The 25,385-nt window shown below is 69.7% G+C and carries 24 protein-coding genes and 7 pseudogenes; 11 read left to right on the top strand and 20 right to left on the bottom strand.

The window, feature by feature from the left end; all coding sequences use genetic code 11:
* Position 1: 1 nt before the first annotated feature.
* The 3 genes and pseudogenes from LP418_RS23260 to LP418_RS23245 all read right to left on the bottom strand — a co-directional run.
* Positions 2-322 carry a helix-turn-helix domain-containing protein gene (locus tag LP418_RS23260; protein ID WP_257957161.1) on the bottom strand — a complete coding sequence of 107 codons (321 nt, stop codon included), beginning with the start codon at positions 320-322 and terminating at the stop codon, positions 2-4.
* Positions 259-684, bottom strand: a complete 426-nt coding sequence (locus LP418_RS34365; RefSeq protein ID WP_442940309.1) for a CinA family protein — start codon at positions 682-684, stop codon at positions 259-261. Before LP418_RS34365 ends, LP418_RS23260 begins: the two co-directional genes overlap by 64 nt.
* Before the next feature lie 97 nt (positions 685-781).
* Positions 782-853, bottom strand: a pseudogene (locus tag LP418_RS23245) (hypothetical protein); the annotation flags it as partial.
* Between LP418_RS23245 and LP418_RS23240 the strand changes: the two are divergent.
* The 4 genes and pseudogenes from LP418_RS23240 to LP418_RS31390 all read left to right on the top strand — a co-directional run.
* Positions 852-1,034 (top strand): annotated as a pseudogene (locus tag LP418_RS23240) (trehalase-like domain-containing protein); the annotation flags it as partial. The pseudogenes LP418_RS23245 and LP418_RS23240 overlap by 2 nt on opposite strands.
* Before the next feature lie 299 nt (positions 1,035-1,333).
* A pseudogene (locus LP418_RS34360) lies at positions 1,334-2,019 on the top strand (glycoside hydrolase family 15 protein).
* Between the two features lie 43 nt (positions 2,020-2,062).
* Positions 2,063-2,566 carry a glycoside hydrolase family 15 protein gene (locus tag LP418_RS23225; protein WP_257957159.1) on the top strand — a complete coding sequence of 168 codons (504 nt, stop codon included), beginning with the start codon at positions 2,063-2,065 and terminating at the stop codon, positions 2,564-2,566.
* Positions 2,547-2,783, top strand: a complete 237-nt coding sequence (locus LP418_RS31390) for a hypothetical protein (protein WP_336276122.1) — start codon at positions 2,547-2,549, stop codon at positions 2,781-2,783. Before LP418_RS23225 ends, LP418_RS31390 begins: the two co-directional genes overlap by 20 nt.
* Here the strand turns inward: LP418_RS31390 and LP418_RS23220 are convergent.
* The 11 genes and pseudogenes from LP418_RS23220 to LP418_RS23175 all read right to left on the bottom strand — a co-directional run bounded on the left by LP418_RS23220 (position 2,722) and on the right by LP418_RS23175 (position 14,546).
* On the bottom strand, positions 2,722-3,771 hold the full coding sequence (locus LP418_RS23220; RefSeq protein WP_257953861.1) for a hypothetical protein: 1,050 nt from the start codon (positions 3,769-3,771) through the stop codon (positions 2,722-2,724). The two genes, LP418_RS31390 and LP418_RS23220, sit on opposite strands and share 62 nt — an antisense overlap.
* Positions 3,707-5,236, bottom strand: a complete 1,530-nt coding sequence (locus LP418_RS23215; protein WP_257953860.1) for a lamin tail domain-containing protein — start codon at positions 5,234-5,236, stop codon at positions 3,707-3,709. The genes LP418_RS23220 and LP418_RS23215 overlap by 65 nt, the downstream gene beginning before the upstream one ends.
* A gap of 171 nt (positions 5,237-5,407) precedes the next feature.
* Positions 5,408-6,307, bottom strand: coding sequence for a 5'-nucleotidase C-terminal domain-containing protein (locus LP418_RS23210; protein WP_257953859.1), 900 nt, complete (start codon positions 6,305-6,307; stop codon positions 5,408-5,410).
* 16 nt (positions 6,308-6,323) lie between these two features.
* Positions 6,324-6,455, bottom strand: a pseudogene (locus LP418_RS34355) (hypothetical protein); the annotation flags it as partial.
* Complete coding sequence (locus tag LP418_RS23205) at positions 6,409-6,918, bottom strand: hypothetical protein (protein WP_257953858.1); 510 nt, start codon at positions 6,916-6,918, stop codon at positions 6,409-6,411. The pseudogene LP418_RS34355 and the gene LP418_RS23205, both read right to left, overlap by 47 nt.
* Positions 6,888-7,559 carry a hypothetical protein gene (locus tag LP418_RS23200; protein ID WP_257953857.1) on the bottom strand — a complete coding sequence of 224 codons (672 nt, stop codon included), beginning with the start codon at positions 7,557-7,559 and terminating at the stop codon, positions 6,888-6,890. Before LP418_RS23200 ends, LP418_RS23205 begins: the two co-directional genes overlap by 31 nt.
* 417 nt (positions 7,560-7,976) lie before the next feature.
* The gene (pgsA, locus tag LP418_RS23195; RefSeq protein WP_257953856.1) at positions 7,977-8,597 is read right to left on the bottom strand and encodes a CDP-diacylglycerol--glycerol-3-phosphate 3-phosphatidyltransferase; all 621 of its coding nucleotides are present in this window, start codon (positions 8,595-8,597) and stop codon (positions 7,977-7,979) included.
* A pseudogene (rimO, locus tag LP418_RS23190) lies at positions 8,594-10,035 on the bottom strand (30S ribosomal protein S12 methylthiotransferase RimO). Before rimO ends, pgsA begins: the two are co-directional and overlap by 4 nt.
* 120 nt (positions 10,036-10,155) lie before the next feature.
* Positions 10,156-10,953, bottom strand: a complete 798-nt coding sequence (locus LP418_RS23185; RefSeq protein WP_257953855.1) for a helix-turn-helix domain-containing protein — start codon at positions 10,951-10,953, stop codon at positions 10,156-10,158.
* A complete protein-coding gene (locus LP418_RS23180; RefSeq protein ID WP_257953854.1) occupies positions 10,950-11,924 on the bottom strand; it encodes a hypothetical protein in 975 nt (324 codons plus the stop codon). Before LP418_RS23180 ends, LP418_RS23185 begins: the two co-directional genes overlap by 4 nt.
* A pseudogene (locus LP418_RS23175) lies at positions 11,914-14,546 on the bottom strand (DNA translocase FtsK 4TM domain-containing protein). Before LP418_RS23175 ends, LP418_RS23180 begins: the two are co-directional and overlap by 11 nt.
* Before the next feature lie 233 nt (positions 14,547-14,779).
* On the opposite strand from LP418_RS23175, the gene LP418_RS34350 reads away from it, so the two are divergent.
* Genes LP418_RS34350 through LP418_RS23155 form a run of 3 tightly spaced genes read left to right on the top strand, consistent with a single transcriptional unit; the run spans position 14,780 to position 17,560 of the window.
* The gene (locus LP418_RS34350) at positions 14,780-15,487 is read left to right on the top strand and encodes a hypothetical protein (protein WP_257953853.1); all 708 of its coding nucleotides are present in this window, start codon (positions 14,780-14,782) and stop codon (positions 15,485-15,487) included.
* Positions 15,448-17,016 (top strand): M4 family metallopeptidase, encoded by a 1,569-nt coding sequence (locus LP418_RS29965; RefSeq protein WP_442940308.1) that lies wholly within the window; start codon positions 15,448-15,450, stop codon positions 17,014-17,016. Before LP418_RS34350 ends, LP418_RS29965 begins: the two co-directional genes overlap by 40 nt.
* Positions 16,949-17,560, top strand: coding sequence for a hypothetical protein (locus LP418_RS23155; protein ID WP_257953852.1), 612 nt, complete (start codon positions 16,949-16,951; stop codon positions 17,558-17,560). The genes LP418_RS29965 and LP418_RS23155 overlap by 68 nt, the downstream gene beginning before the upstream one ends.
* A 183-nt stretch (positions 17,561-17,743) precedes the next feature.
* On the opposite strand, the gene LP418_RS23150 is transcribed toward LP418_RS23155, so the two are convergent.
* The 4 genes and pseudogenes from LP418_RS23150 to dapA all read right to left on the bottom strand — a co-directional run bounded on the left by LP418_RS23150 (position 17,744) and on the right by dapA (position 22,128).
* The gene (locus tag LP418_RS23150; protein WP_257953851.1) at positions 17,744-19,084 is read right to left on the bottom strand and encodes a sensor histidine kinase; all 1,341 of its coding nucleotides are present in this window, start codon (positions 19,082-19,084) and stop codon (positions 17,744-17,746) included.
* On the bottom strand, positions 19,074-19,346 hold the full coding sequence (locus LP418_RS23145) for a hypothetical protein (RefSeq protein WP_257953850.1): 273 nt from the start codon (positions 19,344-19,346) through the stop codon (positions 19,074-19,076). The genes LP418_RS23150 and LP418_RS23145 overlap by 11 nt, the downstream gene beginning before the upstream one ends.
* A 202-nt stretch (positions 19,347-19,548) precedes the next feature.
* Positions 19,549-21,229 (bottom strand): annotated as a pseudogene (locus tag LP418_RS23140) (ribonuclease J).
* 8 nt (positions 21,230-21,237) lie between these two features.
* Positions 21,238-22,128, bottom strand: a complete 891-nt coding sequence (gene dapA / locus LP418_RS23135) for a 4-hydroxy-tetrahydrodipicolinate synthase (RefSeq protein WP_257953849.1) — start codon at positions 22,126-22,128, stop codon at positions 21,238-21,240.
* A 178-nt stretch (positions 22,129-22,306) separates the two neighbouring features.
* On the opposite strand from dapA, the gene LP418_RS23130 reads away from it, so the two are divergent.
* Positions 22,307-22,441 (top strand): hypothetical protein, encoded by a 135-nt coding sequence (locus LP418_RS23130; RefSeq protein ID WP_257953848.1) that lies wholly within the window; start codon positions 22,307-22,309, stop codon positions 22,439-22,441.
* Here LP418_RS23130 and LP418_RS23125 read toward each other — a convergent pair.
* Positions 22,431-23,345 carry a hypothetical protein gene (locus tag LP418_RS23125; protein WP_257953847.1) on the bottom strand — a complete coding sequence of 305 codons (915 nt, stop codon included), beginning with the start codon at positions 23,343-23,345 and terminating at the stop codon, positions 22,431-22,433. The two genes, LP418_RS23130 and LP418_RS23125, sit on opposite strands and share 11 nt — an antisense overlap.
* Positions 23,346-23,454: 109 nt before the next feature.
* Here LP418_RS23125 and LP418_RS23120 point away from each other — a divergent pair, with 109 nt between their 5' ends.
* From LP418_RS23120 to LP418_RS23110, 3 genes are all read left to right on the top strand, one after another.
* Positions 23,455-23,736 carry a hypothetical protein gene (locus LP418_RS23120; RefSeq protein ID WP_257953846.1) on the top strand — a complete coding sequence of 94 codons (282 nt, stop codon included), beginning with the start codon at positions 23,455-23,457 and terminating at the stop codon, positions 23,734-23,736.
* A 218-nt stretch (positions 23,737-23,954) separates the two neighbouring features.
* Positions 23,955-24,134: a hypothetical protein gene (locus LP418_RS23115; protein ID WP_257953845.1), complete on the top strand. Its 180-nt coding sequence runs from the start codon at positions 23,955-23,957 to the stop codon at positions 24,132-24,134.
* Positions 24,135-24,141: 7 nt separating this feature from the next.
* A complete protein-coding gene (locus LP418_RS23110; protein ID WP_257953844.1) occupies positions 24,142-24,597 on the top strand; it encodes a transposase in 456 nt (151 codons plus the stop codon).
* A 38-nt stretch (positions 24,598-24,635) separates the two neighbouring features.
* Here the strand turns inward: LP418_RS23110 and LP418_RS23105 are convergent, their stop codons facing one another.
* On the bottom strand, positions 24,636-25,286 hold the full coding sequence (locus LP418_RS23105; RefSeq protein ID WP_257953843.1) for a hypothetical protein: 651 nt from the start codon (positions 25,284-25,286) through the stop codon (positions 24,636-24,638).
* Positions 25,287-25,385 lie beyond the last annotated feature (99 nt).

Raw genomic sequence — 25,385 nt, 5'->3', positions numbered from 1 at the left:
CTCAGGCGGCGGAGGCGACCACGTCGCCGGCTGCCGGACGAGCGGCCGCGATGGGCGTCGCGTCGACGCTGTGCAGCCCGAGGGCGCGCTCCTCGATCGCCACTGCGTCAGAGACCTCACGCAGCACGTCGGACAGCGGCAGGTCCATCGCCGCGCACAACGAGGCGAGCAGCTCCGATGACGCTTCCTTCTGGCCGCGCTCGATCTCGGAGATGTACCCCGGGCTCACCCGTGCCTCGGCGGAGACTTCGCGCAGGGTCATGCCGCGTTGCATCCGCTCGCTGCGGAGCACGTCGCCGAGAAGCCGACGAAAGAGCACCATGCGCTTGTCCTTCGTAGAGGGTGGGTGGGGACTCGTGGGGCCAACGCTACCCGAGGCCCGAATCTTCCCTGCGGAGCATGCCATCGAGCACCGACAGCGCGCCGCGACAGCTCGCCGACTGGACGGCAGCGCGATCCCCCTCGAGCGCCAGCAGTCGCGTCTCCACGCCGGCGGGGCCGGCACACGCCACCCACACGTGCCCGGCCGGGTGGCCTTCCCGGGAGTCCGGGTCCGGCGACCCCGGTGGTCGCGAGGGCATGGGTGGTCGACATCAGCGACCGGGCACCGGACGCCATCGCCGCCGCGCACTCGGCCGACACGGCGCCGTACGACTCGATCACGCTCGGTGAGACGCCGAGCACCGAGACCTTGACCTCGCTGGCATAGGCGACGACTCCACCCCCTGAAGCACACGGAGGCCCCGGGCACGGAGGTGAAGGCCGCCGCCAGCTGGCCGCCCGTCAGCGACTCCGCGGTCGAGATCGTCAGTCCACGCGCGGACAGTGCTGCCACGAGAGCCTCCACGGTCATGAGGGGAACCCTAGCTACGTTGGGCGGCATGGCTCTCCCCATCGAGGACTACGCGCTCGTCGGCGACCGCGGAACCGCCGCCCTGATCGGCAGGGACGGTTCCGTCGACTGGCTCTGCCTGCCCCGCTTCGACTCGCCGGCCTGCTTCGCGGCGCTGCTCGGCAACCCGGACAACGGGCGCTGGTTGCTCGCGCCCGTCGGCGATGACGTGGCCTCGACCCGCCGCTACATCGGCAACAGCGCCATCCCCGGAGACGACCTTCACGACCTCGACCGGCGTGGTCGTGCTGCGCGACGTGATGCCGCTGGGCGACGGCCGCGCCGACCCGGTCCGCACCATCTGCTGCACCGAGGGCACGGTCACTGTCCGCCACGAGTGGGTGGTGCGCTTCGACTACGGCCGGGTTCGGCCGTGGGTGTCACGCCAGCAGGTCGGCGGCCGGGGAGGTCATCGTCGCCGTCGCCGGGCCGGACAAGCTCATGCTGCGCGGTCCACGACTCCCCCATGCGGCCGACGGCCGCCACGTCGACGAGTTCGAGCTCGCCGCCGGCGACGAGATGTCCTTCTCCACGACGTGGGTCCGGTCGTGGCGCGACCTGCCCGAGCCGCTCCCCTTCGACGAACGGATCGAGGCGACCCGGGTCGAGCACGAGGAGTGGGCGAGCCGCTGTCGACAAGACGTCCCGCACGCCGATCTCGTACGGCGAAGCCTGCTCACCCTGCGCCTGCTCACGCACGCAGAGACCGGCGGCATCGTGGCAGCGCCGACCACGAGCCTGCCCGAGAACTTCGGCGGCGAGCGCAACTGGGACTACCGCTTCTGCTGGCTGCGCGACGCTGCCCTCACCCTCGAGTCACTGCTCGCGGCGGGCTACACCGACGAGGCACGTGACTGGCGCAACTGGCTGCTCGCGCCGTCGCCGGCGACCCGGAGGACCTGCAGATCATGTACACCGTCGACGGCGGCCGACAGCTCCCGGAGCGGGAGGTGGGTCACCTCGCGGGCTACGAGGGCTCGAAGCCGGTGCGCATCGGCAACGGCGCGGTCGACCAGCGCCAGACCGACGTGCTCGGCGAGGTGATGATCGCCCTCGAGGACGCCCGCGCGGCCGGGCTCGAGGAATCGGCCCAGAGCTGGGCGATGCAGCGGTCCCCCGGTCGATGAGCTCGCGGGCCACTGGAACGAGCCGGACAACGGGCTCTGGGAGATCCGCGGGGACAGGCGCCACTTCACCCATTCCCGGGTGATGGTCTGGGTCGCGTTCGACCGCGCGATCAGGGCGGTGGAGATGCACGGTCTCGCCGGGCCGGTCGAGCGCTGGCGCGAGCTGCGGGAGCTGGTCCGCGCGGAGATCCCGGAGAAGGGCTACGACGCGGAGCGCGGCACCTTCACCCAGCACTACGACACTCGCGAGCTCGACGCGAGCCTGCTCACCATCCCGCTCGTGGGATTCCTGCCCGGGGACGACGAGCGGGTCCTCGGCACCATCCGGGCCATCGAGGAGGACCTGATGCACCACGGCTTCCTCCGCCGCTACCGCACCGAGACCGGTGTCGACGGAGTCGCCGGCGACGAGCACCCGTTCCCGGCGTGCTCCTTCTGGCTGGTCTCGGCCTACGCCGCGGCCGGCCGTCGCGACGACGCGCACGAGCTGATGGACCGGCTCTGCGCCCCGCGCGAACGACGTCGGCCTGCTGTCGGAGGAGTATGACGTCGACGGGGACCGGATGGCCGGGAACTTCCCGCAGGCGTTCAGCCACCTCACGCTCGTCCCGGGCGGCCCTCGCGCTGTGCTGATCAGCGCTGCCCACCCACGCCGACGGCCCGGCCCTCCCCGAGGGGATGACCGGGCCGGGGCTCAGCTCGTCACTGCTGTGGTGTGCACCGCGACCGGCAGTCACGGTCGATGCCGCCGGCCGGCAGCTTGATCCCGACGACCTCCGGGTTGTGGTCGGAGGACGCGAAGACGTTGGCCCGGTAGAGGTCCGTGCCGACGTAGTTGAACCGGCTGTACTGGTAGAACACCGACTCGTTCGCGTTGATCTCCCAGAGGTCGACCCCGGTGACCATCTCCTGCGCCGCCGCGTTGGCGAAGACGTGGTCGAGCGAGCCGGACGTCCCGGCGAAGCTGTAGCTCTCCTCGTCCGGGTTGTCGGTCGACTTCAGCGACACGTAGCCCGCGGCCTCGATCTCCCTGGACCGGGTCCTCCTCGGAGTAGGCATTGAAGTCACCGGTGAGGAACACCCGTTCGGTCCCGCGCTCGGCGGCGAAAGCATCGGCGAACGCGACCAGTGCCTTCGCCCGGGCGATGCGATCGGGGTTGGCGTTGCCCCGGCCGGTGCCGTCGTCGAAACCTGATCCCTTGGACTTGAAGTGGTTGGCGATGACCGCGAACTTCTGGCCGTTGGGCCCGCCCTCGCCCTTGAACAGCTGGGCCACGGGCTCACGAGCGTTGTCGAACGCCGGCACGTCGAGGATCTTGCTCTCACCGACGGTCTCGACCGTGGCCGGGTCGTAGATGAATCCGCTGCGGATGACGTCCTCGGCCGCGGGGGCGCCGCCGGCGAGGCGACGTAGGCCCATCGCTCACGGCCGGCGTCGGCGTTGAGCGCAGCGACGAGCGCGGCGATGGCCTCGTCGCGGTCGCCGCCGTCCACGGTGCGGGAGTTCTCCAGCTCCTCCAGCGAGACGATGTCCGCGTCCATCGTGTTGATGGCGCGCACGATCTTGGCCTGCTGGCGCTCGAAGTTGACCCGGTCCCGGGCCCCGCGCGGACCGTTCGGACCCGAGCAGCCACGGGTGGCGATCGGGTTGTTGTCGCGGTCCACGAAGGCGGAGCAGCCGGGCACCTCACTGCCGAGGGTGGTGAAGTAGTTCAGCACGTTGAACGTGGCCAGCTTCAGGTCGCCGCCCACCTCCGCAGGCGCTGCCGGTCGGTCCTGCTCGAAGGTCACCAGCCCGGTCGGGACGCCGACGACCCGGCGCTGCGGCTGCAGCTTCCAGCCGAAGCGGAAGTCGAGGACGACCGGCTGGTCGAAGGTGACCTGCGTCCCCACACGGACCGTGTGGTCGGCCGTCAGCCACGGCAGCGGCAGGTCCCGGGCACCGGCGGTGTTGCTGGTGTTCCAGTAGTTCGACGACGACCCGTCGTCGAGGACGACGCGGTGGGCATCGTTGTAGGCGGTCCGCGCGGCGATTCCGGCGGTGTCCTGCGCGTCGACCACCTCGGTCGGGGTCACGAGCGGGATGGTCGATCCGGCCGCGATGCCGATCTCGCCGAAGAAGCTGCTCGACGCCACGCCGAAGTCGTAGGCGTCCGTCACCGTCATCGGGGCGGTCGGCGCGAACGCCTCCCCTCGTGCTCCTCCCGCTGTGCGTCGAGCGCAGCCGTGGTGGGGCAGCCGGTGCCGGGCAGCGTGCACGCCGTGCCGGGCAGCTCCGTGTTGGGTACGGCGGCGGGTAGCGACGCGATCTCCGTGACCGTGGTCGCGTCGATCTCGGTGAGGCCACCGAACTCCTTGACGGTGCCCTCGACCTCGACCGAGTCACCGACCGTGATGCCGGCCGGGAAACCCGGCTCGAAGACGAAGAGTCCGTCCGAGGCGCCCGGCGTTGTGTCCGGTCCGCCCGTCTGGATGTAGAAGCCGTTGAAGCCACCGGTCGGGGAAGGCGGCCGTGACCACGCCCGTCGTGGAGACCAGCTGGTTGACCAGCGGGCTGGCGGCGCCGGTGCCCTGGATCTCCGCGATGGTCTTGTCGACGGCGACCGGGTCCGGCGGGTCGACCGGCGGGGTGCCGGAGTTCTGCAGGTGCCGGCGCGGCCGTGGTGAAGTCGGCAGCGTTGTTGTCGGTGTCGGTCCGTGTCGCGTTGCGGGTGGCGGCCGTGGTGTTGGTGAGGGCCGGCGCGGCCGTTCCCTCGCGGAGAGTGGCGGTGCCGTAGCCGACCGGGTCGACGGTCGTGCCGGCGTTCTTGAGTGCCACCGCGCCGTTGCTGCCGCTCATCGCCGGGTTGCCCATGGCGTCGGGGGTCGGCAGCGGGGTCGTGCCACCGGCGCCCATGGCCTGCTGGACCGGGTAGTGGCCCTTGGCGGGCACGGTGCCGGACAGCGTCGTGCTGCCGCCCGAGCCGCCGGAGGCGGAGAAGTAGTCGACCGTGTGGCCGGTCAGCGAGATCGGTGCCGCTGTCGGGTTGTAGAGCTCGATGAAGTCGTGGGTGTAGGTGGCGCCGGAGTTGCCGCCACCGCCGTACACCTCAGAGATGACCAGTTCAGTGGCACCGGGGTTGGCGGAGGCCACAGGGGGTGCGGCGACGAGGCTTGTTGCGGCGACCGTGAGGCCGACGAGACCGAGTGTCTGCCGCAGGAGTGGACGTGGGTACATGAGATCTCCGAGCGAGAGTTGTTGCGACGGGTGGTCGACCCCGAGCGGTCACGGAACGAGACCACTCGGGGAGCAACCGGAGGTGAACGCTGCGCCTACACGAGGGGCACCACGAAGGGCGAAACGCCCTGCGGCGGACCGAGCTGATCCGGCCCGCCGCAGTCGCGATGATCAGCGCTGCACGCGCAGCGTGAACTTCTCTCGAGCCGACGCGAAGTTGTCGTTGGCCTTGAACTTGACCACGACGCGGTACTTCCCGGGGCGGCTGAACTTGCGCAGCTTCACCTTGGCCACGCCGTCCTTGACCTTGGCGTTGTACTTGCGACCTGCCACCCGGATCGTCACGCGACCCTTGACCGGGATCGCGACCTCGGACTTGAGCTTGACCTTGACCCGGACGCGGGTCTGCTTCGACCTGATGAACTTCGCCTTCGGGAAGACCTTGTGCGACATCTTCGGCGCGGTCCTGACCACGGCGCGGGCGATCGTCGTCTTCGAGTCCCGGGCGACGATCCTGAACTCCTTGCCGCCGCGGACCGTGAAGAGCACCCGGGCGTTGCCGTCGACGACCGGCACGGTGCCGAAGATCCTCGTGGAGCCGTCGGTGTTGACCTTGACGAGCTCCAGCTTGGAGTTCTTCGGGGCACCGCGCGCACCCATGTCGAGGCGGGTGAAGACGATGCTGGCCTTCTCGCCGGCCCGGTAGGTCTCCTTGAGCCCGGTCGCGTAGACCTGCTGCCGAGCGAAGTCGGGAGCAACCGGTGTCGCGCTGGCCTCGAAGAACTGCCGGAACAGGTCCCGGTCGAGCAGGCCGGTCACCGACGAGGTGCCCTTCCGGAAGGACGTGAAGTTGTCGCCACCGGCGGCCGGGAACGTGAAGGTCGAGATCTTGTACGTCGCCTTGGGGTCGAGCACCTTGCCGTCGACCCGCACGGACGTCACCCGCGAACCGACGGGCTGCGTCGGGTCGAGGATCGTCTGCACGTTGTCGGACAGGCCGAGCGCCGGGGAAGGGGCGCGAGGAGCCCGTGGGCTGCCACTGCTGCTCGAGCACCTCCTTGAACTGCGCACCCGTCAGCGACACGATCGAGGTGTCGTTGGAGAACGGCAGGACGCCCGCGACCTCGGCGTAGGTCACCGACCCGTCCGTGTTGGCGGGGTTGTTGGTGGTGTCACCCTTGAAGGCGAGGTCCGTGCGCAGGCCGCCCGGGTTGGTCACGCCGATGTCGGGCTTGCCTGAACTTCGTGGGCAGCTTGTCGTGCAGCGCGTTGGCCACGAGATCGCCCAGTGGCGACTCGGAGCCACGGTCCTCGGCGGTGCCGTCATAGGCACGCGAGATGTCGGCCGAGATGTTGCCGACCTTGACGTTGCCGATCACCTTGGCACTGGCGAGGGCGGCGTCGACGATGTCCTTGACCTTGCCGACGGTCGCGGGGTACTTCGCGACGAGCTCGGCCACGGTCTCCGTGGTGCGTGGGACGTTCTTGGAGACGTAGGAGGTCACGTCACCGCTGACGTCGTCGACGGTCAGGACGACTCGGCCGACGTTGTTGCCGTATTCACCGGTCTGGATGATCGGTCGGGTCTCGCCGGGCTGGCCCGGAATCGGCGCGTCCCATGCGTAGACCCGGTGGGTGTGGCCGTTGAAGATCACGTCGACGCTGGCGTCGAGAGCGGCCATCTTGGCGAACTCGCCGCCCTTGGCGATCTCCTTCTCGTAGGTGCTCGGCGAGCTGCCGCCGGTGCCCGTCGTCGCGCCCGCGTGGAAGCTGGCGACGATGACGTCGGCCTCGCCGTTGGCGGCGTTGCCGTCGCTGAGCTGGCCGGCGACGCGGTTGACCGCGGCGATCGGGTCACCGAACTCGAGCGTGCTGATGCCGTCCGGGCTGACCAGCGAGGAGGTTTCTGGGTGACCGCGCCGATGACGGCGACGGTGACACCGCCCTTGTCGAAGACGGAGTATTCCTGCATCGCGGGCGTGGTGGTGCCCTTGTTGTAGACGTTGGCGCCGAGGTAGTCCCAGTCGGCGTCGGTCGCGGAGGCCGCGTCGTCGACCGGGCCCATGACGCGATCCTTGAGGTCGGTCCAGCCTGCGTCGAACTCGTGGTTGCCCACGGCGGAGGCCTCCAGCCCGACGGTGTTCAGCACGTCGATGGTGGGCTGGTCCTTGGCGATGCTGGACGCGAAGTCCGAGGCACCGATCAGGTCACCGGCACCCACGACGATCGGGTTGGCTGCACTGGCCGCGACGTTGGCGACCGTTCCTGCGAACTTCACGGTGTTGGTGTTCTTGGAGGACGACGTGTCCTCGGACAGGTTCATCCGTCCGTGGAAGTCGTTGATGCCGACCGGAGTTGATGGTGACTGGCGCGGCGTGGGCCGGCGTAGCAGTGAGGCCGACCACGGAGAGCGGAGCGGCGACCGGGCTGGCGGCGGCCGCGGCGACGATTGCGCGACGCTTGAGACCACCTCCACCCGAACGAGAACTGAGCATGGCGAACAAGACGGAAACCCTTCTCAAGGCTGGTGAGGGATACGTGGAAAACGTCAGGGACCCGGACCCTGCGAACGCGGGGTGTGAGGCTGACCACGCCACGCGAACCCGAAGGGTAACCCCAGCATCCGGCGCACGGACCCCCGGCGAACGAAGAAATTGCGACAGGATCCGCGTCGAGCACAGAGATTCACCACAAAATCACCGAAAGACCCGACGCTCGTCGGGTCTTTCGTCCATGGCCGTCAGGCCGTCGGCGTACGCCTCTGCTGCCAGACCGCGCGGAAGAACTCGTAGCCCGACCACAGCGTCATGATCACCGCGCCGGCGAGGAACACCCGGCTGAGGTAGAAGAGCACCTCGCCGAAGCCGCCCCACGCGTCGAAGGCGCCACCGTGCGCGTCCCCGTGCGGCAGCGGCAGCATCAGGCCGGACAACGCGATGGCCCGGAGGGTCGTCTTGACCTTGCCGCTCATCGCGGCCGGGATGACGACCTGCTTGAGCACCGACAGGCGCAGCAGCGTCACGCTCCACTCGCGGATGAGCACCACGATGGTGACCCACCACCAGATGTCGCCGACCAGCGACAGGCCGATGAACGCCATCCCGGTGATGGCCTTGTCGGCGATCGGGTCGGCAATCTTGCCGAAGTCGGTGATCAGGTTGTGCTTGCGCGCCGGGTCGCCGTCGATCTTGTCGGTGATCATGGCGCCGACGAAGATGCCGAAGGCGATCCAGCGCCACAGGGTCGAGTCGCCGCCGTCGTGCAGCAGCGCCCAGCCCGGGACCGGCACGAGCGCGATGCGCAGCACCGTCAGCACGTTGGCGATGTTGAAGTTGGAGACCCGGTTCTCGGTGGTGGTCATGCGCGGTCTCCATCGGTGTCGAGGGGTACGGCGACGAGGTCGACGCCATCGGTCGCGATGACCTCCGCGGTGACGAGATCGCCGATCCGTGCGTCGGAGCCGTCGAGGGTCGTGGTGCCGTCGACCTCGGGGCCCCGGTGCTCGGCCCGGCCCTCGACGACGCCGTCCTCCACGGACTCGACGAGCACGCTCACGGTCTCGCCGATGCGCTCCTCGGCGCGCTGCGAGTTCAACTCCTCGACGAGCGCGGTGACGTGCTCGGTGCGGGCGCGCACCTCGTCGTCGTCGAGCTTGCCGTCGTAGGACGCGGCCTCGGTGCCGTCCTCGTCGGAGTAGCCGAAGACACCGGTGACGTCCATGCGCGCGGCCTCGAGGAAGTCGCACAGGGTGTTCAGGTCGTCCTCGGTCTCCCCGGGGAAACCGACGATGACGTTGGACCGCACGCCGGCCAGCGGACTGAGCTTGCGGATGCGCTCCAGCAGGTCGAGGAAGCTCTCCGGGTCGCCGAAGCGGCGCATCCGCCGCAGCACCGTCGCGCTGGCGTGCTGGAAGGACAGGTCGAAGTAGGGCACGACACCCGGGGTGTCGGCGATCGCCTCGATCAGGCCGGGTCGGGTCTCGGCCGGCTGCAGGTAGGACACCCGCACGCGGGCGATGCCCTCGATGGCGGCCAGCTCGGGAAGCATGGTCTCGAGCAGGCGCAGGTCACCGAGGTCCTTGCCGTAGGACGTGGAGTTCTCGCTGACGAGGAAGAGCTCCTTGATGTCCTGCGTCGCCAGCCACTGGGCTTCCTGCAGCACGTCGCTCGGACGGCGGCTGACGAACGAGCCGCGGAAGCTGGGGATCGCACAGAAGGAGCACCGGCGATCACACCCGCTGGCCAGCTTGAGCGGTGCCATCGGTCCGGCGTCCAGCCTTCGGCGTACGACCGGGGGCCGGTCGCCGGCGCACCCCGGCCGATCTCCGTGGTGTCCGCGACGGAGTCGGCGTGGCCGGGCACGGAGATGCCCGACGCGTCGCGGTCGACCGGCGAGATCGGCAGCAGCCGGCGACGGTCGGACGGCGTGTGCGGGTGGTGGACCTCGCCCGCGACGATCGAGCGCAGCTTGGCGGCGATGTCTGGGTAGTCGTCGAAACCGAGGATCGCGTCGGCCTCGGGCAGCGACTCGGCGAGGTCCTTGCCGTAGCGCTCGGCCGGGCAGCCCACCGCCACCACGGCCTGCGTCTTGCCGGTCTCCTTGAGGTCGGCCGCCGCGAGCAGCGTGTCGACCGAGTCCTTCTTGGCGGCCTCGACGAAGCCGCAGGTGTTGACCAGCACGGTGTCGGCGTCGGCCGGCTCGGCGACGAGCACGAACCCGCCCGCCTCGAGGCGCCCCGCGAGCTCCTCGGAGTCGACCTCGTTGCGGGCGCAGCCGAGGGTCACCACAGCCACGCTCATCGGGGTCTCGGCATCAGCCCGGGTGGGGGCAGCAGAAGTAGTCGTCATCGCAGACCGAGTATGCCGCGTCCCGCGCCCCGAGACCTCTTCGCGACGCGCGTGGGAGTCGCCACACAGGGGTCAGCGGGCGACGTAGGTGCCCTGCCCGCCGACGCCGGCCTCGCCGATCGGCTTGGCGTCCCGGCCGTCGAGGGAGACGGTCACGGACCCGTCGGTCGTCAGGACACGCACCGGCGGTGCGGCCTCGAGCTCCTTGACCTCACCGACGGCGAGGTTGCCCTTGAAGACGATCTCCGCTGAGCCGTCGCGCACGACGATGTGGGCGCCGCCCGTGGTGGCGGTCAGCACGACCGGCACCGGGTCGCCCAGCGCGGTGGCACCCGCGCCGCCGGGCCCCCCGGAACCGTTGAGCACCGGCGCGGACCCACGCAGCTCGGGCGGGGCGTCCATGACGAGACGGGCGATCGACCAGCAGAGCACCAGCGCCATCACGACGGCCACGAGCATCGACCAGTTGGGTCCCCGCGGGTGCTGCGGATCGGAGCCGTTGGCACCCGTGGCCAGCTCGGCCTCGAAGACCCGGCGCGGGTTGATCTCGGCGTGGGCGTAGCGCTCGTCGTAGGACGCGAGCATCGGCGCCACGTCGACGCCGAGCACGCGGGCCGGGGTGCGCAGGTGGCCCCGGGCGTAGAAGTCGCCACCGCACGGCGCGAAGTCGTCGACCTCGATGGACTCGATGACGTGGGGGCGGATGCGGGTGCGGTCGGCCAGCTGGTCGACGGTGAGGCCGAGACGCGTGCGCGCGGCGAGGAGCTCCGGTCCGATGACGGGGTCAGCGGCGGGCCTCGACCTCGAAGTCGTCCAGCACGATCGGGTCGACGGCGTCGCCGCCCCGGGCGATCGGGCGCACCCGCTCACCCCAGACCCGGGTGTCCTCGACGAGGCTGACGCTGCCCGGGCGGCGCAGCTCGCGCCCCTCGAGCTCTGTCTCCCGGACCGGCAGGTCCAGTGCGCCTCGCTGCGTCGACCGGCCGCGGACTCGCGCAGCGGCGCAGGAGTCTCGCTCGCCACGATCGGCTCGGGCTCGACATCGTCCTCGAGGTCGACGTCGTGGACGTCTTCCTCCTCGATCTCGCGCTCGCGTCGCTTCGGAGCGAGCGCGGCGAGCTTGGCGATGCCGACGGCAAGCAACGGCCGCGGGTCCCGCAGCGACGCGCGGGCGTGCGGGGTGTCGTCCTCGTCGATGAAGGCGTCTTCCGAGGTCGTGCTCGTCGTCGACCTCGACGGTCGTCGGGTCGATCACCACGACGTCGCCCGCCCGGTGGGCGACGCGTTCTGAGGGCGGCGCCGAGGTCGTCCCCGGCACCGACGACGCGCGTCGCGAGCCCGAGGGGTACGGCGAAGGGTGCGCCGTACAACCGGGGTGGACATGCTCGCCGGCGACGCCCGGAGGCGTCGAGCTCGGCCAGCAGCTTCTCCTCGTTGTGCGCGCTGATCACGAGCCGGCCGTCGCGCAGGGCACCTCGTCGGGGCGTGTGCTCGACGTGCTCGACTGCACTCCACGGCAGTCCACGCCACGTGCGACCGAGCCGGATGCGCACACCCCGGGCGTCGGCCACCAGCAGCGGCGTGCGTGCGTCGAGGAAGGTCAGCAACCAGTAGCCGCCCAGCAGCCCCATGACCGTGGCCAGCATCCAGTCCAGCACTCCCCCGCTGGCCACCGCGCGTGCGAGGTAGGCGATCGCGACCGCCGAGGCGACCACACCGACTCCCGCTGCGAGGCCGGCGTTGCGGCGTACCTCGACCGCGTCCGGCGTCAGTGACAACGACTCTCCCGTGATCTCCGAGCCCTCGGCCTCGAGGTCCAGATCGCGAAGTTCAGCACCCATCACATTCCCCCTCGAGCGTGGCAATGACAGCGTCGATCTCGTCCGGCTTGACCAGCACGTCGCGCGCCTTCGAACCCTCACTGGGTCCGACCACGCCACGGCTCTCCATGATGTCCATCAGTCGGCCGGCCTTGGCGAAGCCGACGCGGAGCTTGCGCTGCAGCATCGACGTGGACCCGAACTGCGTGGAGACGACCAGCTCGATCGCCCGGACGACGAGCTCCATGTCGTCGCCGATGTCGTCGTCGATCTCGCGCTTGGCGGCCTGCGGTGCGGTGACGTCCTCGATGTAGGTCGGCTCGAGCTGGGTCTTGCAGTGCGCGACGACTGGTGGATCTCGGCCTCGGTGACCCGGGACCCCCGGACACGCACCGGCTTGCTCTGGCCCATCGGGAGGAAGAGTCCGTCACCCTGCCCGACGAGCTTCTCAGCACCCGGCTGGTCGAGGATGACGCGGCTGTCGCCGAGCGACGAGGTCGCGAACGCGAGCCGCGACGGCACGTTGGCCTTGATCAGCCCGGTCACGACGTCGACCGACGGCCGCTGCGTGGCGAGCACGAGGTGGATGCCCGCGGCACGGGCGAGCTGGGTGATGCGCACGACCGAGTCCTCGACGTCGCGCGGGGCGACCATCATCAGGTCGGCGAGCTCGTCGACGATCACCGGGAGATAGGGGTACGGCGACACCTTGCGCTCGGAGCCGGGCGGGACCTCCACCTTGCCGGCGCGCACGGCCTTGTTGAAGTCGTCGATGTGCCGGAACCCGAAGTTGGCCGAGTCGTCGTAGCGCATGTCCATCTCGCGCACGACCCGGGCGAGTGCCTCGGCGGCCTTCTTCGGGTTGGTGATGATCGGGGTGATCAGGTGCGGCACGCCCTCGTAGGCGTTCAGCTCGACCCGCTTGGGGTCGACCGGGATCATCCGCACCTCGTCGGGCGTCGAGCGCATCAGGATCGAGGTGATCAGCGAGTTGATGAACGACGACTTGCCCGAGCCGGTGGCGCCGGCGACGAGCAGGTGCGGCATCTTCGACATGTTGGCGACCACGAAGCCGCCCTCGACGTCCTTGCCGAGGCCGGCCACCATCGGGTGGTGGTCCGAGCGTGCGGTGTTGGAGCGGAGCACGTCGCCGAGGGAGACGATCTCCTTGTCGATGTTGGGGATCTCGATGCCGATGGCGGACTTGCCCGGGATCGGCGACAGGATCCGGACGTCCGCCGACGCGACGGCGTAGGCGATGTTCTTGGAGAGGGCAGTGACCTTCTCGACCTTGACCGCCGGGCCGAGCTCGACCTCGTAGCGGGTGACGGTCGGGCCGCGGGTGTAGCCGGTGACGGCGGCGTCGATGCCGAACTCCTCCATCACCTGCATCAGCCGCTCCACCACGGCGTCGCTGGCCTTGGAGCGGGCCTTGTGCGCCGAACCCGGCTTGAGCACCTCGTTGGCGGGCAACGAGTAGGTGATGTCACCCGGACAGCGCGAGCTGCTCGACGCGCTGCGGCAGCGGCGTGTGGGGCGGCGCGACGAGGTCGCCCGTCGAGTCGACGGGCGCGACCACCGGGGTCACCTCGGTCGGCGCGTCGGCGAACAGGTCGATGCCGAGGTCGACATCGTCGTCCGTCGCGGACACGTCGGACTTCTTGCGCCGCTTCTTGATCTCGCGGTCCGAGAGCACCGGGCTGTCGTAGGCGGGGTCACCCATGTCCGGGTCGATCTCGTCGAGCATGCCGCGTCGACGCGTGCGGATCGGCTTGGTGGTGGTGTCGTCCTCGCTCGCGTCGTCCGAGGGGGACGTGCGGCCGAGGAGCTTGTCGCGGGTCGCGGCCAGCTTCACCGGGATCTGGTAGACCGGCGTCGCGGTGATGATCAGCACGCCGAAGAGCGCGAGCAGGGCCAGCACCGGCACCACGACGTAGGCGGTGCGCAGCAGGTCGAGCAGCAGGCTCGACACGACGAAGCCGACGGCTCCACCGGCCTGCTGCAGCTCGCTGGCATCGCCCAGCTCGGGCTGCGGGTTGCCGTTGGCGATGTGCACAATGCCGAGGAGGCCGAGCGCGAACGCGGACCAGCCGATGACCTGACGGCCCACCGGGCCGTTGTGCTCGGGATCGCGCAGGGTGCGCCAGCCGGCGTACAGGACGAAGAACGGGACGAGCCAGCCGACCTTGCCGACCGCACCGGCGGTCATCTGCCGCATGAACTCCATGACGCCGCCGGGCAGCTGCCACCAGACGGCGGCGGCGATGACCGAGGGCGAGGCCCACCGGGGAACAGGCCGGCGCCGTCGCGACGGTGCTCGGGCTCGAGGTCACGCGCCGAGCGCCCGATGGAGCGCGCGATCGCACCGACGGTGTGGGCGATGCCCAGCCAGATCGACGCGACGACGTGTCCGAGCGCGCCGAAGGTGCGCGAGACGGGACTGGACCGTGCATGTACGGCGCGTGGCGCCGGTCGCTTCGCCGGGGTGCGCGACTTGGCGGCACCGCGCGCGGGCGCGGACCTGCCGCGCGCCGGCTTGGTGGTCGGTCGCTTGGAGCTGGTACTCCGGGATCGCGTGGTCGCACTCGTCTTGGACGTGCTCGAACTCCGCGAACCCGGCGGGGAAGACGTACGGGTCGCCATGGGATCGACCCTAGTCCCAAGTCACACCAGCCCCATGCATCACAGGTGCGTGTCGGCAGGCAACTCATCGCCTTGCGAATGACGCCGATCTGCGGATGAACGTCAGCGAAACGCGGGTGTTACACGAAACCATCCGCTGGGGGCTTCCGGTGACACGTATTGCTCCATAAGGTGAGCGCGATCACCCGGGCAGCTCGGCTCCGGGTGGCGTTCGGAACATGGAGGACCCTCTCGTGAAACTCCTCAAACAAGGAGTCGCGCTGGCGATGGTGGGGGTCGGTCTCGTTGCCGCTCCTGCGTTGCAGGCGCAGGCAACCCCCGCTGCCACGTCGGCCAAGGCAGACAACGGCGTGCAGGCCATGAAGAACGAGGCCACCGGTCTCGTCGCCCTCTCCGGGGAGAGCGCGACCGGCCACGTCGGCTTCATCCGGCTCAAGGGCAACGGCGACCTGATGCCGTCGAAGTCGGCCAGCTCGAAGACCAGCGCGGCGACCAAGGCGGACGCCTACCTCGACAAGTACGCCGCCAACTTCGGCGCCCGCTCCGACGAGCTCGCCCGCGACGGCGTCACTTCCTCCCCCGCCGGCTGGACCGTGACCTACACCCGGGCATTCCGGGGCGTCCCCGTCTTCGGCTCCATGCTGCGGGCCCACGTGGACAAGCAGGGCGACCTGACCTCGGTCAACGGCTTCGCCGCCCCCGACCTGTCACTGTCGACCACCACCCCCGCATCGACGCCGCCGCCGCCGGTGAGCGTGCCGTCGGCACCGTGCGCGCGAACCCGCCCGGCCACGAGGGCGACGCCGACACCACGGGCATCCGAGCCGCCGGGACCGAGCTGGCGATCTACCGCCCGGGCTCGACCAAGGGTGAGCAGGGTGCGTCGATCCCGGCCCGGATCGTGGAGGTCTCCAACGACGCCAACGTGCGCGACGTGCTGATCCTCGACGCCAGCACCGGCAAGCTCGTCAACCGCTACTCCCTGATCCACGACGGGCTCTACCGCGAGCTCTACGAAGCCACCTACGCCCGCAAGGGGCTGAAGTGGAAGGAGGGCGACAAGTTCCCGGGCCGCCTCGACGTGGACCAGCAGAACGAGGTCCTCGCCACCGGTGAGTCCTACTGGTTCTTCAAGAACGGCTTCGGTCGCGACTCCTACGACGGCGCCGGCCACAAGATGATCACGGTCAACAACGACCCGCGCATCTCGTGCCCCAACGCCAACTGGAACGGCGTCACCACTAACTACTGCTCCGGCGTCTCCTCCGACGACGTCGTGGCCCATGAATGGGGACACGCCTACACCGAGTACACCCACGGCCTGATCTACCAGTGGCAGTCGGGCGCGCTCAACGAGTCCTACTCCGACATCTGGGGCGAGACCGTCGACCTGATCAACGGCCGCATGGACGCCGACGAGGGTGACATCACCGCGAAGCGACAGGTCGGCGTGTGCTCCACCCACTCCCCCGCCCGCCCGATCGTGCTGATCAACTCCCCGGCCTCCATCGCCAAGGAGTGCGAGGCCGGAGCGGCTTCGTTCGGTCCGCAGCTCGACGGCACCGGCGTCTCGGGTGACGTGGTCCCGGCCGTCGACAACGGCCGGGCCCTGCCCGACGGCACGCCGAGCCCGAGCACGTCGGATGCCTGCACCGCACTGACCAACGCGTCCGCGGTTGCCGGCAAGGTCGCCCTGCTCGACCGGGGCACCTGCGCCTTCACGATCAAGGTGAAGAACGCCCGGGCCGCCGGTGCCACCGGTGTGCTGGTCGCGGACAACGTCGAGGCCACTCCCTCCGGCATGTCCGGCGTCGACCCGGCCATCACCATCCCCGCGGTGCGCATCCGGCTCAGCGACGGCAACCTGATCAAGTCGGCGCTGCCCAACGGCCCGGTCAACGTCACCATGAAGGACGCGTCGGGCGACCGCGCCGACTCCTACCGCTGGCTGATGGGCGAGGACTCCTCGGCCTTCGGTGGCGCGATCCGCGACATGTGGGCGCCCACCTGCCACGGCGATCCCGGCAAGGTCTCGGACGCGGAGTACTACTGCGCGACCGACGACGGCGGCGGCGTGCACAGCAACTCCGGGGTGCCCAACCACGGCTACGCGTTGCTCGTCGACGGCGGCACCTACAACGGTGTCACCGTGAAGGGTCTCGGCCTCGACAAGTCCGCGGCGATCTACTTCCGAGCGATGACGGACTACCAGACGCCCACCACGGACTTCGCCGACCACGCCGACGCCCCCGGCTGCCTCCTGCTCCGACCCGGTCGGACAGCCGATCCGAGCGCTCACCACGGCGGCCAACGCCAAGGTGGCCCCGGCCGAGTCGATCCGTCGGGCCGACTGTGCACAGGTGGGCAACATGGCAGCTGCCGTGGAGCTTCGCGTGGACCCGGTGCAGTGCGCCTTCAAGCCGCTGCTCGACCTGAACACCCCCGCCCTGTGTGGCGCGGGTGGCACTGAGACCCGTGTGTGGACCGAGGACTTCGAGGACGGCCTGGCTGGCTGGACCGCCTCGCAGCAGGTCGTGTTCTCGGGCGGCTTCGGCCGGGCCCGGGAGGGCTCGACCAGTGCCCCCGGTGATCACGCGGGTGGCGTGGCCTACGGCCCCGCTCCCGACCGGGGCGAGTGCTCCAACGGTGCGGGTGACTTCTCCAGTCGCGACTCGATCACCAGCCCGGTGGTCCAGATCCCGGCCACGGACAGCGCCCGACTCTCCTTCGAGCACTACGTCTCGACCGAGACCGGCTACGACGGCGGCAACGTGAAGGTCAGCGTCAACGGTGGCCCGTTCGTTGTCATCCCCGCGACGGCCTACACCTTCAACGCGCCGACCAAGCTGACCGACGCGTCCACCAACACCAACCCGATGGCCGGCGAGGACGGCTTCACCGGCACCGACGGCGGCAAGATCGGCGGCTCGTGGGGCACCTCCCGAGTCGACCTGACCAAGGCCGGCGTCACCGCAGGTGACTCCGTGACCTTCCCGCTTCGACGTCGGTCGTGACGGTTGTGGTGGGCTCGAGGGTTGGTACGTCGACAACATCGAGGTGGCCACGTGCCCGGCCGTCGCCGGTGTCGCGGTCGCCAAGGCGGGACGTCGCAGCTGACGCTCCACCACGGCACGACCTGAACACCAACGAGGCCCCGACTCACGTCGGGGCCTCGTTGCGTCGTACGGGATGAGGGATCAGGTGGCCATCGCGGGCAGGACGAGCCGGAAGGTGCTGCCTCGGCCCAGCATCGACTCCACCTCGATCCGACCACCGTGCTCCTCGGCGATGCGGCGGGAGATCGCCAGCCCCAGTCCGGTGCCCGGCAGCGACAGCGCCTCCGGGTTGCTGGAGCGGTGGAACGTGGAGAACAGGTGAGCGCGGTCCACCGGGGAGATGCCGATGCCAGTGTCGGCCACGGTGACGTGCACCCAGTCGTCGGTCGCGGAGAAATCGACGACGACCCGGCCGCCGGAACGGGTGTACTTCACGGCGTTGCCGATCAGGTTGTTCAGCACTGTCCCGATCTCCTCGGCATCACCCGAGACGTCGACCGCGACCGGCGGGCGGTCGAAGGCCACCTGCACTCCACCTGACTCGGCCTGCTGGCTCAACAGCTCGATCGCCGAGTCGGCGAGCTCCACCGTGTCGACGCGGCGACGTACGAACCCGCGACGCTCCCGGACCTGCGCATAGTCGAGGAGGTTTTGGATCAGCCGGTCGAGGCGGTCGGCGTTGCGCCGGATGGCCGCCACCGAACGCGTGCCCACCTCCCGGTCCTCGAGGAGCTCGACGTGGCCGATGATCGTGGTGAGCGGCGTCTTCAGCTCGTGCGAGATGGTGGCGATCAGCTCGCCCTTGTAGCGGTCGAGCTCCCGCAGCTCCGAGACGAGCCGCTGCTCCGTCTCGAAGAGCCGCGCGCTCTGGACCATTCGTCCGAGCTCGCGCGCGATCTCCGCGATGGCATCGAGCTCGTCGCGCCGCAGGGCCTTGCGCTGCTCCCCCAGCCCGACGCCGAGGTAGCCGAACATCTCCTGACCGTTGCCCACGGGGGTCACGACAGCTTGGCCCGCTCCGCTCTCCCGCAGTGACTCCCGGACCTTCTCCGGGCTGGTGGGCAGGAGTGGCACCCCGGTGTCCGAGAGGGCGACCGGGACGACGAGCCCCGCGGGCCACGCCGTCACCATGAGGTCCGCACGCAGCGGTTCGCAGGTCGGTGGGCGGGCGTCGTACGGCGGATGGGCGACCGAGGTCTCCGGCCCGCCCTCGCGGTCGCGCGCGCAGCTCACCCACGTCCGGACGGCGTCGAAGCCGCGGTTGATCGCCTCCGTGGCGGACATGAGCATCGCCTCGAGGCCGACGCGACTGCCGGACTGGGCGACCTCCCGGAGGATCTCCCCGAAGTGCAGCTGTCGGGCAAGCCGTTCACGCTGCTGCGCGTTGGAGAGCGCCAGCCCGGCCTGCACCACGAACATCTCGAGGAGCTCGCGCTCGGGCGGGCTGGGCACGCGCAGCCCGGGCGGCAGGTCAACCGCCATGTTTCCTGAGCAGCTCGCCCGTGGCGGAGTAGAGCGGCGCATAGAGGGCGTCGTCCGGGTGCCGAGCGCCCGGGTCGTCGCTGGGCTCGATGTCCGGGGTCCAGAGGCTCTTGAGGTGGGCGGGATCCATCCGGCCGTGCGGGACGTAGCGCAGGATCCCCCAGTGGTCGGCGGCGCGATACTCGTCGAGGATGTGCACCGCCTTCGTGCGGCGACCCACGATCTGCTCGCACACGTCCGCGGGGCCCGCCGCGGCCACCATCACCTGTGGTGTCGCCCTCGAGCTGGCTGATCGCCGCCACGCCGTAGCCGAGCACCTCGTGGACACCGTTGGCGATCTCCTCGAGAACGTCGGTCGTGTCCGTCGAGGAGTTGACACGACGGACCAGCTCGGAAAGTCGTTGCAGCGCCTGCTCGGACGGCGATCCGAGTTCACCGTTCGGCTGCTGGACGACCACCCCGGCTCAGGCCTCGATCACGACCGGGATGATCATCGGGCGACGACGGTGGGTCTTGTTCACCCAACGGCCGACGACGCGACGTACGAGCTGCTGCATCTGGTAGGAGTCGGTGCCCTCGGCGGCCGCCTTCGTCAGCGCATCGACGATCTGCGGCTTGATCGCGTCGAAGGCCGAGTCGTCCTCGGCGAAGCCCCGGGCGTGGATCTCGGGGCCCGAGACCTTCCCGGTCACCGAGTCGATGACCACGATCACCGAGATGAAGCCCTCCTCGCTGAGGATCCGGCGGTCCTTCATGGAGGACTCGGAGATGTCACCGATGCTGGACCCGTCGACGAAGACGTAGCCGCACTCGACCTTGCCGGCGATGCTCGCGACCCCGTCGACGAGGTCGACGACGACGCCGTCCTCGGCCATCACGACGTTCTCGACACCGGTGGCGCGGGCCAGCTCGGCGTTGGCGCGCATGTGCCGGATCTCGCCGTGGATCGGCATCACGTTGCGCGGCTTGACGATGTTGTAGCAGTAGAGCAGCTCACCGGCGCTGGCGTGACCGCTCACGTGGACCGGGGCGTTGCCCTTGTGCACGACGTTGGCGCCCCAGCGCGCGAGGCCGTTGATCACGCGGTAGACGGCGTTCTCGTTGCCCGGGATCAGCGAGCTCGCGAGGACGACGGTGTCGCCCTCCTCGAGGTGCACGAAGGAGTGGGTGCGCTGCGCGATCCGGCTGAGCGCACTGAGCGGCTCGCCCTGCGACCCCGTCGAGATGAGCACCTGTCGGTCGACGGGCAGGTCGGCGAGCTCCTTGGCGTCGACGAGCACGCCGGCCGGCACGTGGAGGTAGCCGAGCTCCTTGGCGATCGACATGTTGCGCACCATCGAGCGTCCGACGTAGGCCACCTTGCGGTTGTTGGCGACGGCCGCGTCGATGACCTGCTGGACGCGGTGGATGTGCGAGGCGAAGCAGGCCACGATGATCCGCTGGGCCGACTTGTGGAAGACCCGCTCCGGGACCGGGGCGATGTCCTTCTCCGACGTCGTGAAGCCGGGGACCTCGGCATTGGTGGAGTCGGTCATGAAGAGGTCGACGCCCTCGTCGCCGAGGCGCGCGAACTCGTTGAGGTCGGTGATCCGGCCGTCGAGCGGGAGCTGGTCCATCTTGAAGTCGCCGGTGTGCAGCACGACGCCGGCGCCGGTGCGGATGACCACGGCGAGCGCGTCGGGGATGGAGTGGTTGACGGCGATGAACTCCAGCACGAACGGGCCGAAGGTGATCGTCTCGCCCTCGGCGACCACGTGGTGCACCGTCTCCTTGAGGCGGTGCTCGCGCAGCTTCGAACCGAGCAGGGCCAGCGTCAGCTCCGAGCCGACGAGCGGGATGTCACCGCGTTCGCGCAGGAGGTACGGCGTCGCGCCGATGTGGTCCTCGTGACCGTGGGTCAGCACCACTGCCTCGACCCGGTCGAGCCGGTCCCGGATGGCGGCGAAGTCGGGCAGGATCAGGTCGACGCCGGGGGTGGTTGTCCTCGGGGAACAGGACGCCGCAGTCCACGATCAGCAACCGGTCGTCGTACTCGAAGACGGTCATGTTGCGACCGACCTCGCCGAGGCCGCCGAGCGGGATGACCCGCAGAGCTCCCTTGGCCGGGGGCGCGGGCGTGCTCAGTTCGGGGTGCGGATGACTCAAGGGACTCCTCAGATCAGACCCGACGCGGCGAGCCCCGCGCGGAGCGCGGTGACCTCGTCGTCGTCGAGAGGAACGAGCGGACCTCGCACGTTCCGGTTGTCGAGCACGCCGAGCAGCTCAAGGGCTGCCTTGGCGGTTGTTGCTCCGTAGTTGGCGACGCCCATGACGGCGTCGAAGGCCGGCACGAGCCGGGTGTGGATTGCCGGGGCCTCGGCGGTGTTGCCCGCGACGAAGGCCTCGATCATCGCCTTCAGCTCGGTGCCTGCGGCGTGCGCGACGACGGAGACGAGCCCGTCGGCGCCGTACGCGAGGTAGCCGAGCATCGCGGCGTCGTCGCCGCAGTAGACGGAGTAGCCGAGCTGCGTCAGCGGCACCGTGTGGGCGGGATCGCCGGTCGCCTCCTTGACGCTGGTGATGTTGGAGATCGCGCGTGCCTGCTCGTAGGTCTCCATCGCGATCGGCAGCCCGGTGCGGCCGGGGACGTCGTAGAGCATCACCGGCAGGTCGGTGGCCTCGGCCACGCTGCGGAAGTGGTGCAGGACGCCGGCGGGGCTGGGCTTGTTGTAGTAGGGGGTGACCAGCAGCAGCCCGTCGACGCCGATCTTGGCTGCCTGCTCGGCGAGCTCGACGGAGTGCGCGGTGGCGTTGGTGCCGACGCCGGCAATGACGTGCGCACGGTCGCCGACCGCGTCGACGACGGCCTGCAGGATCTGGCCGTCCTCCGCCACGGTGGTCGTCGGGGACTCACCGGTGGTGCCGCTGACCACGACGCCGTCGTTGCCGTGGTCGACCAGATGCTGGGCGATCTTCGCGGTCCCCTCGAGGTCGACCGACCCGTCGTCGTGGAACGCGGTCGCCATGGCGGTCATCAGCCGGCCGAAGGGTGGTGCGGTTGTCATGGGGTCAGGCTATCGCTCAGTGGCCGCTCGGGCTCATGCTGGCACGTCGACTGGTCGGCGAAGCCCCGATCCGCGGCAAACAGGCGCATACTGGGGGTGATGTCTACTCCAGCGCGCCGCCACCTCGCCAGCAGTCCCTTCCAGGGCCGAACCCGAGCCGACCATCGAGACCTTCGCGATGGACGACCTGGTCTGCCACGACGCCCACGGCGTCGGACGGGTGGTCGGGATGGAATCGGCAGCGGTGACCGTCGACTTCCGGGGTCAGCCCATCCGCATCACGAGCCCGTACCGCAAGCTCGTCAAGCTCTGATCACTGGAACGACACGAACCGCACGTCCTTGAGCCCACGCACATCGCGCGGGCGCATACGAGGCGTGTCCTCGTCCGAGAAGATCTTGAAGCCCATGGTGAACTTCCCCGGGCTTCGCCACGTTGTCGTACGTCGCCAGCTTGTTCGCCGGGCTGCCGTAGCCGTCGACGTGCTGGACCATCGCGAGGCCGGTGCGTGCACGGACCTTGCCGATGTCGGGGATCTGGCCCGCCCGGAACTGGTGGAGCACGAACAGCTTCTCGGGCAGGTTGTTCGCCTTCGTCAGCGTGGCCAGCCAGCCCGCCGTACGGTTGATCTCCTTGGCGGAGACAGAGCCGAAGACCCGGCCGGGAATCTCGGTCGTGCCGACGCGCCACTCGGGGTCGAGCGCGAGCCCGACCCACGGGTCCTGCAGCGCCCACTCCCAGCGCTTGGCCGGGGTGAGGAAGTCGCTGCGGCCCGGCTGGATGTCGAGGAGGAGCAGCGCGCCGTTGCGGTGCGCCGCGTCGATGTAGGACTGGACGAGCCACTCCTCGATGTCGTGGCTGTAGTCGTCCCCCAGTCCCGGATTGCCCTCCCCGTCGGCCACGCTGACGATCAGCTCGTAGACCGGCATCAGCTGCTCTCCGCGCTGGAGGAACGGCCTGCCCATGTTCTTGATCCGCTTGAACGCCCCGTCCGGGGAGTTCTCCCCGAGCACGCCGAGGCTGCTGGTGCCGGCCGTGCCGTAGAACGCGGTCAGGAAGCGCTTCTTCCCGAAGATCGTCTTGCCGCCACCCGGCAGGCTGGTGGCCCGGCGTGCTTCCTGTGCGGCGGTGCCCGCCGGCGTCACCCCCACGAGCAGCAGGCACGCGAGTGCGTGGGTGATGAGCGCAGCGATGAGTGTCCGAGTCCCCCGATTCATGGGGCGAACATAGCCGCCCGTCCGAGGCGCGTGCCGGGAGTGTCGGTCCCGTCGCCTAGCGTGTGCGCCGTGAGTACACGATGAGCAAGATGGACGGCCTGCGCGCGATGTGCGCGAGGCGCGCTACGCGGAGAACGCGGCGCGAGGAAAGACCGCGAGCCCGAAGGCGAAGGCTCCCGACGCCACGGCGCCGACCGAGAAGAAGGCCGTGGTGCGCAAGCCCGCCGCCACGAAGGCGGCTCCGACCCCGGCGACCGAGGGTGCCGAGACCGAGGAAGCGCTCTGTGGGCACCTGCAACATGAGCGGGCGCACGTGCACCCGCGAGCAGGGACACGCGGCCAAGAGCCACCGCTACTCGTGATCACTGACTGTGGCTTCGGAGTCATCTGACGACACCAAGTCCACATCTAGGGCACCAAGGACGTCCGAGGCGATACTCACCCCCGGCGTACGACGAGGAGATGGCCGACAGGGTTCGTGACGCGCTGTCCGGAGAGGCCGACATCACCGAGCGGAAGATGTCCGGCGGTTGGGCTTCATGGCACCCGGCGTCAAGACAGCGGTATCCAGCAGTCACCCAGTGGCTGTCGTGATTTGAGTGAGTGATCGTGAAATCGCCGGTCGGGGTTCGTGCCCCGGCCGGCGATCCGCGAAATGATGGGGGTATGGCTCGCTCGTATCGTCCGGTCATTCGTGATCAGGAGTTCCTGCTTCCGCCGAACATGGCGGACTGGCTGCCGGAGGATCACCCGGTCTGGTTCGTGCTCGACGTCGTCGAGCAACTCTGACACGAAGGTGTTCCACGCCGGACGGCGCACCGGTGGGGTCGGGCGTCAGGGCTATGACCCGGACATGCTGCTCGCGCTGCTGATCTACGCGTACGCGATCGGTGAGCGATCCTCACGACGCATCGAGCGCCTCTGTGTCGATCATGTGGCGTTCCGGGTGCTGTGTGGCCAAGACGGGCCGGATCACTCCACGATCGCGCGGTTCCGTGCCGAGCACCATGGTGGGTTCGCCGACCTGTTCGCCCGAGTCCTGCGGCTGTGCGCGGACGCCGGGATGGTCAAGGTCGGGATCGTGTCGATCGACGGCACCAAGATCGCGGCGAACGCTTCCAAGGGTGCCAACCGCTCCCATGACTGGGTCCGCGAAGAGGCCGGGCGGATCGCGGCGCAGGTTGTCGTCGGACGCCGACGCCATCGATGCGGCCGAGGATGCCGCGGTCGCTGCAAGGGGTGGATCCGATGACGATCTACCGCCCGGCTACGCCACGCGGGGCCGGACGGTCAGCGAACATCAAGAAGGCGCTGGCCGAGCTGGATCGCCAAGACGGCGAGCACGCCGAAGCCGATGCGGCCGATCGTCAACAGGGCGCCGAGTTCTTGGCCCGGGTCGAACGCGAGCCCGTGCGCGGACCGGTTCCGGCAGGCGTGGATCCGGTGGCCTACCAGCAGGCGCGGATCCGTCGGTTGCGGCGCACGATCGAGGACCTGAAGGGTCAGCGTGGGCAGCGGGTCATCCGTCAGCGGGCCGAGGCACGCCGCAACCTCAGCCAAGCCGAGAAGTCGTTGACCCTTGCCCGGGAACAGGCCGCGGCCGGGGTGCTGGATCTGCGTGGCCCGGCCCAACGCAAACGTGACCGACGCGCCCGCAAGGCCCGCGCCCGCGGAGCACTCGCCAACCAGGTGAACATCACCGACCCCGACAGCCGCCTGATGACCGAAGGATCCGGCGGCGGGTCCGTGCAGGGCTACAACGCGCAGATCGCGGTCACCGACGACCACCTCATCCTCGGCGTGCATGTGTCCCGGGACGCCAACGACACCGGCTGCTGGACCCCGACCCTTGCCGCGGCCACCGCTCAGGTCGAGGCCCTCGACACGAGCATCGAACTCGTACTGGCCGACGCCGGGTATTTCCACCGACGAGAACCTCACCAGCGCAGGCCCGGGCCGGCTCATCGCACCTGTGCAAGAACCGCGACCTGCACAGCGACGCAAAGACCAACCCGACATCGGGGCCACCACCAGACGACG

Source organism: Nocardioides sp. B-3 (assembly GCF_024703895.1).
Classification (GTDB): domain Bacteria; phylum Actinomycetota; class Actinomycetes; order Propionibacteriales; family Nocardioidaceae; genus Nocardioides.
This window is presented reverse-complemented; position numbering and strand designations above follow the sequence as displayed.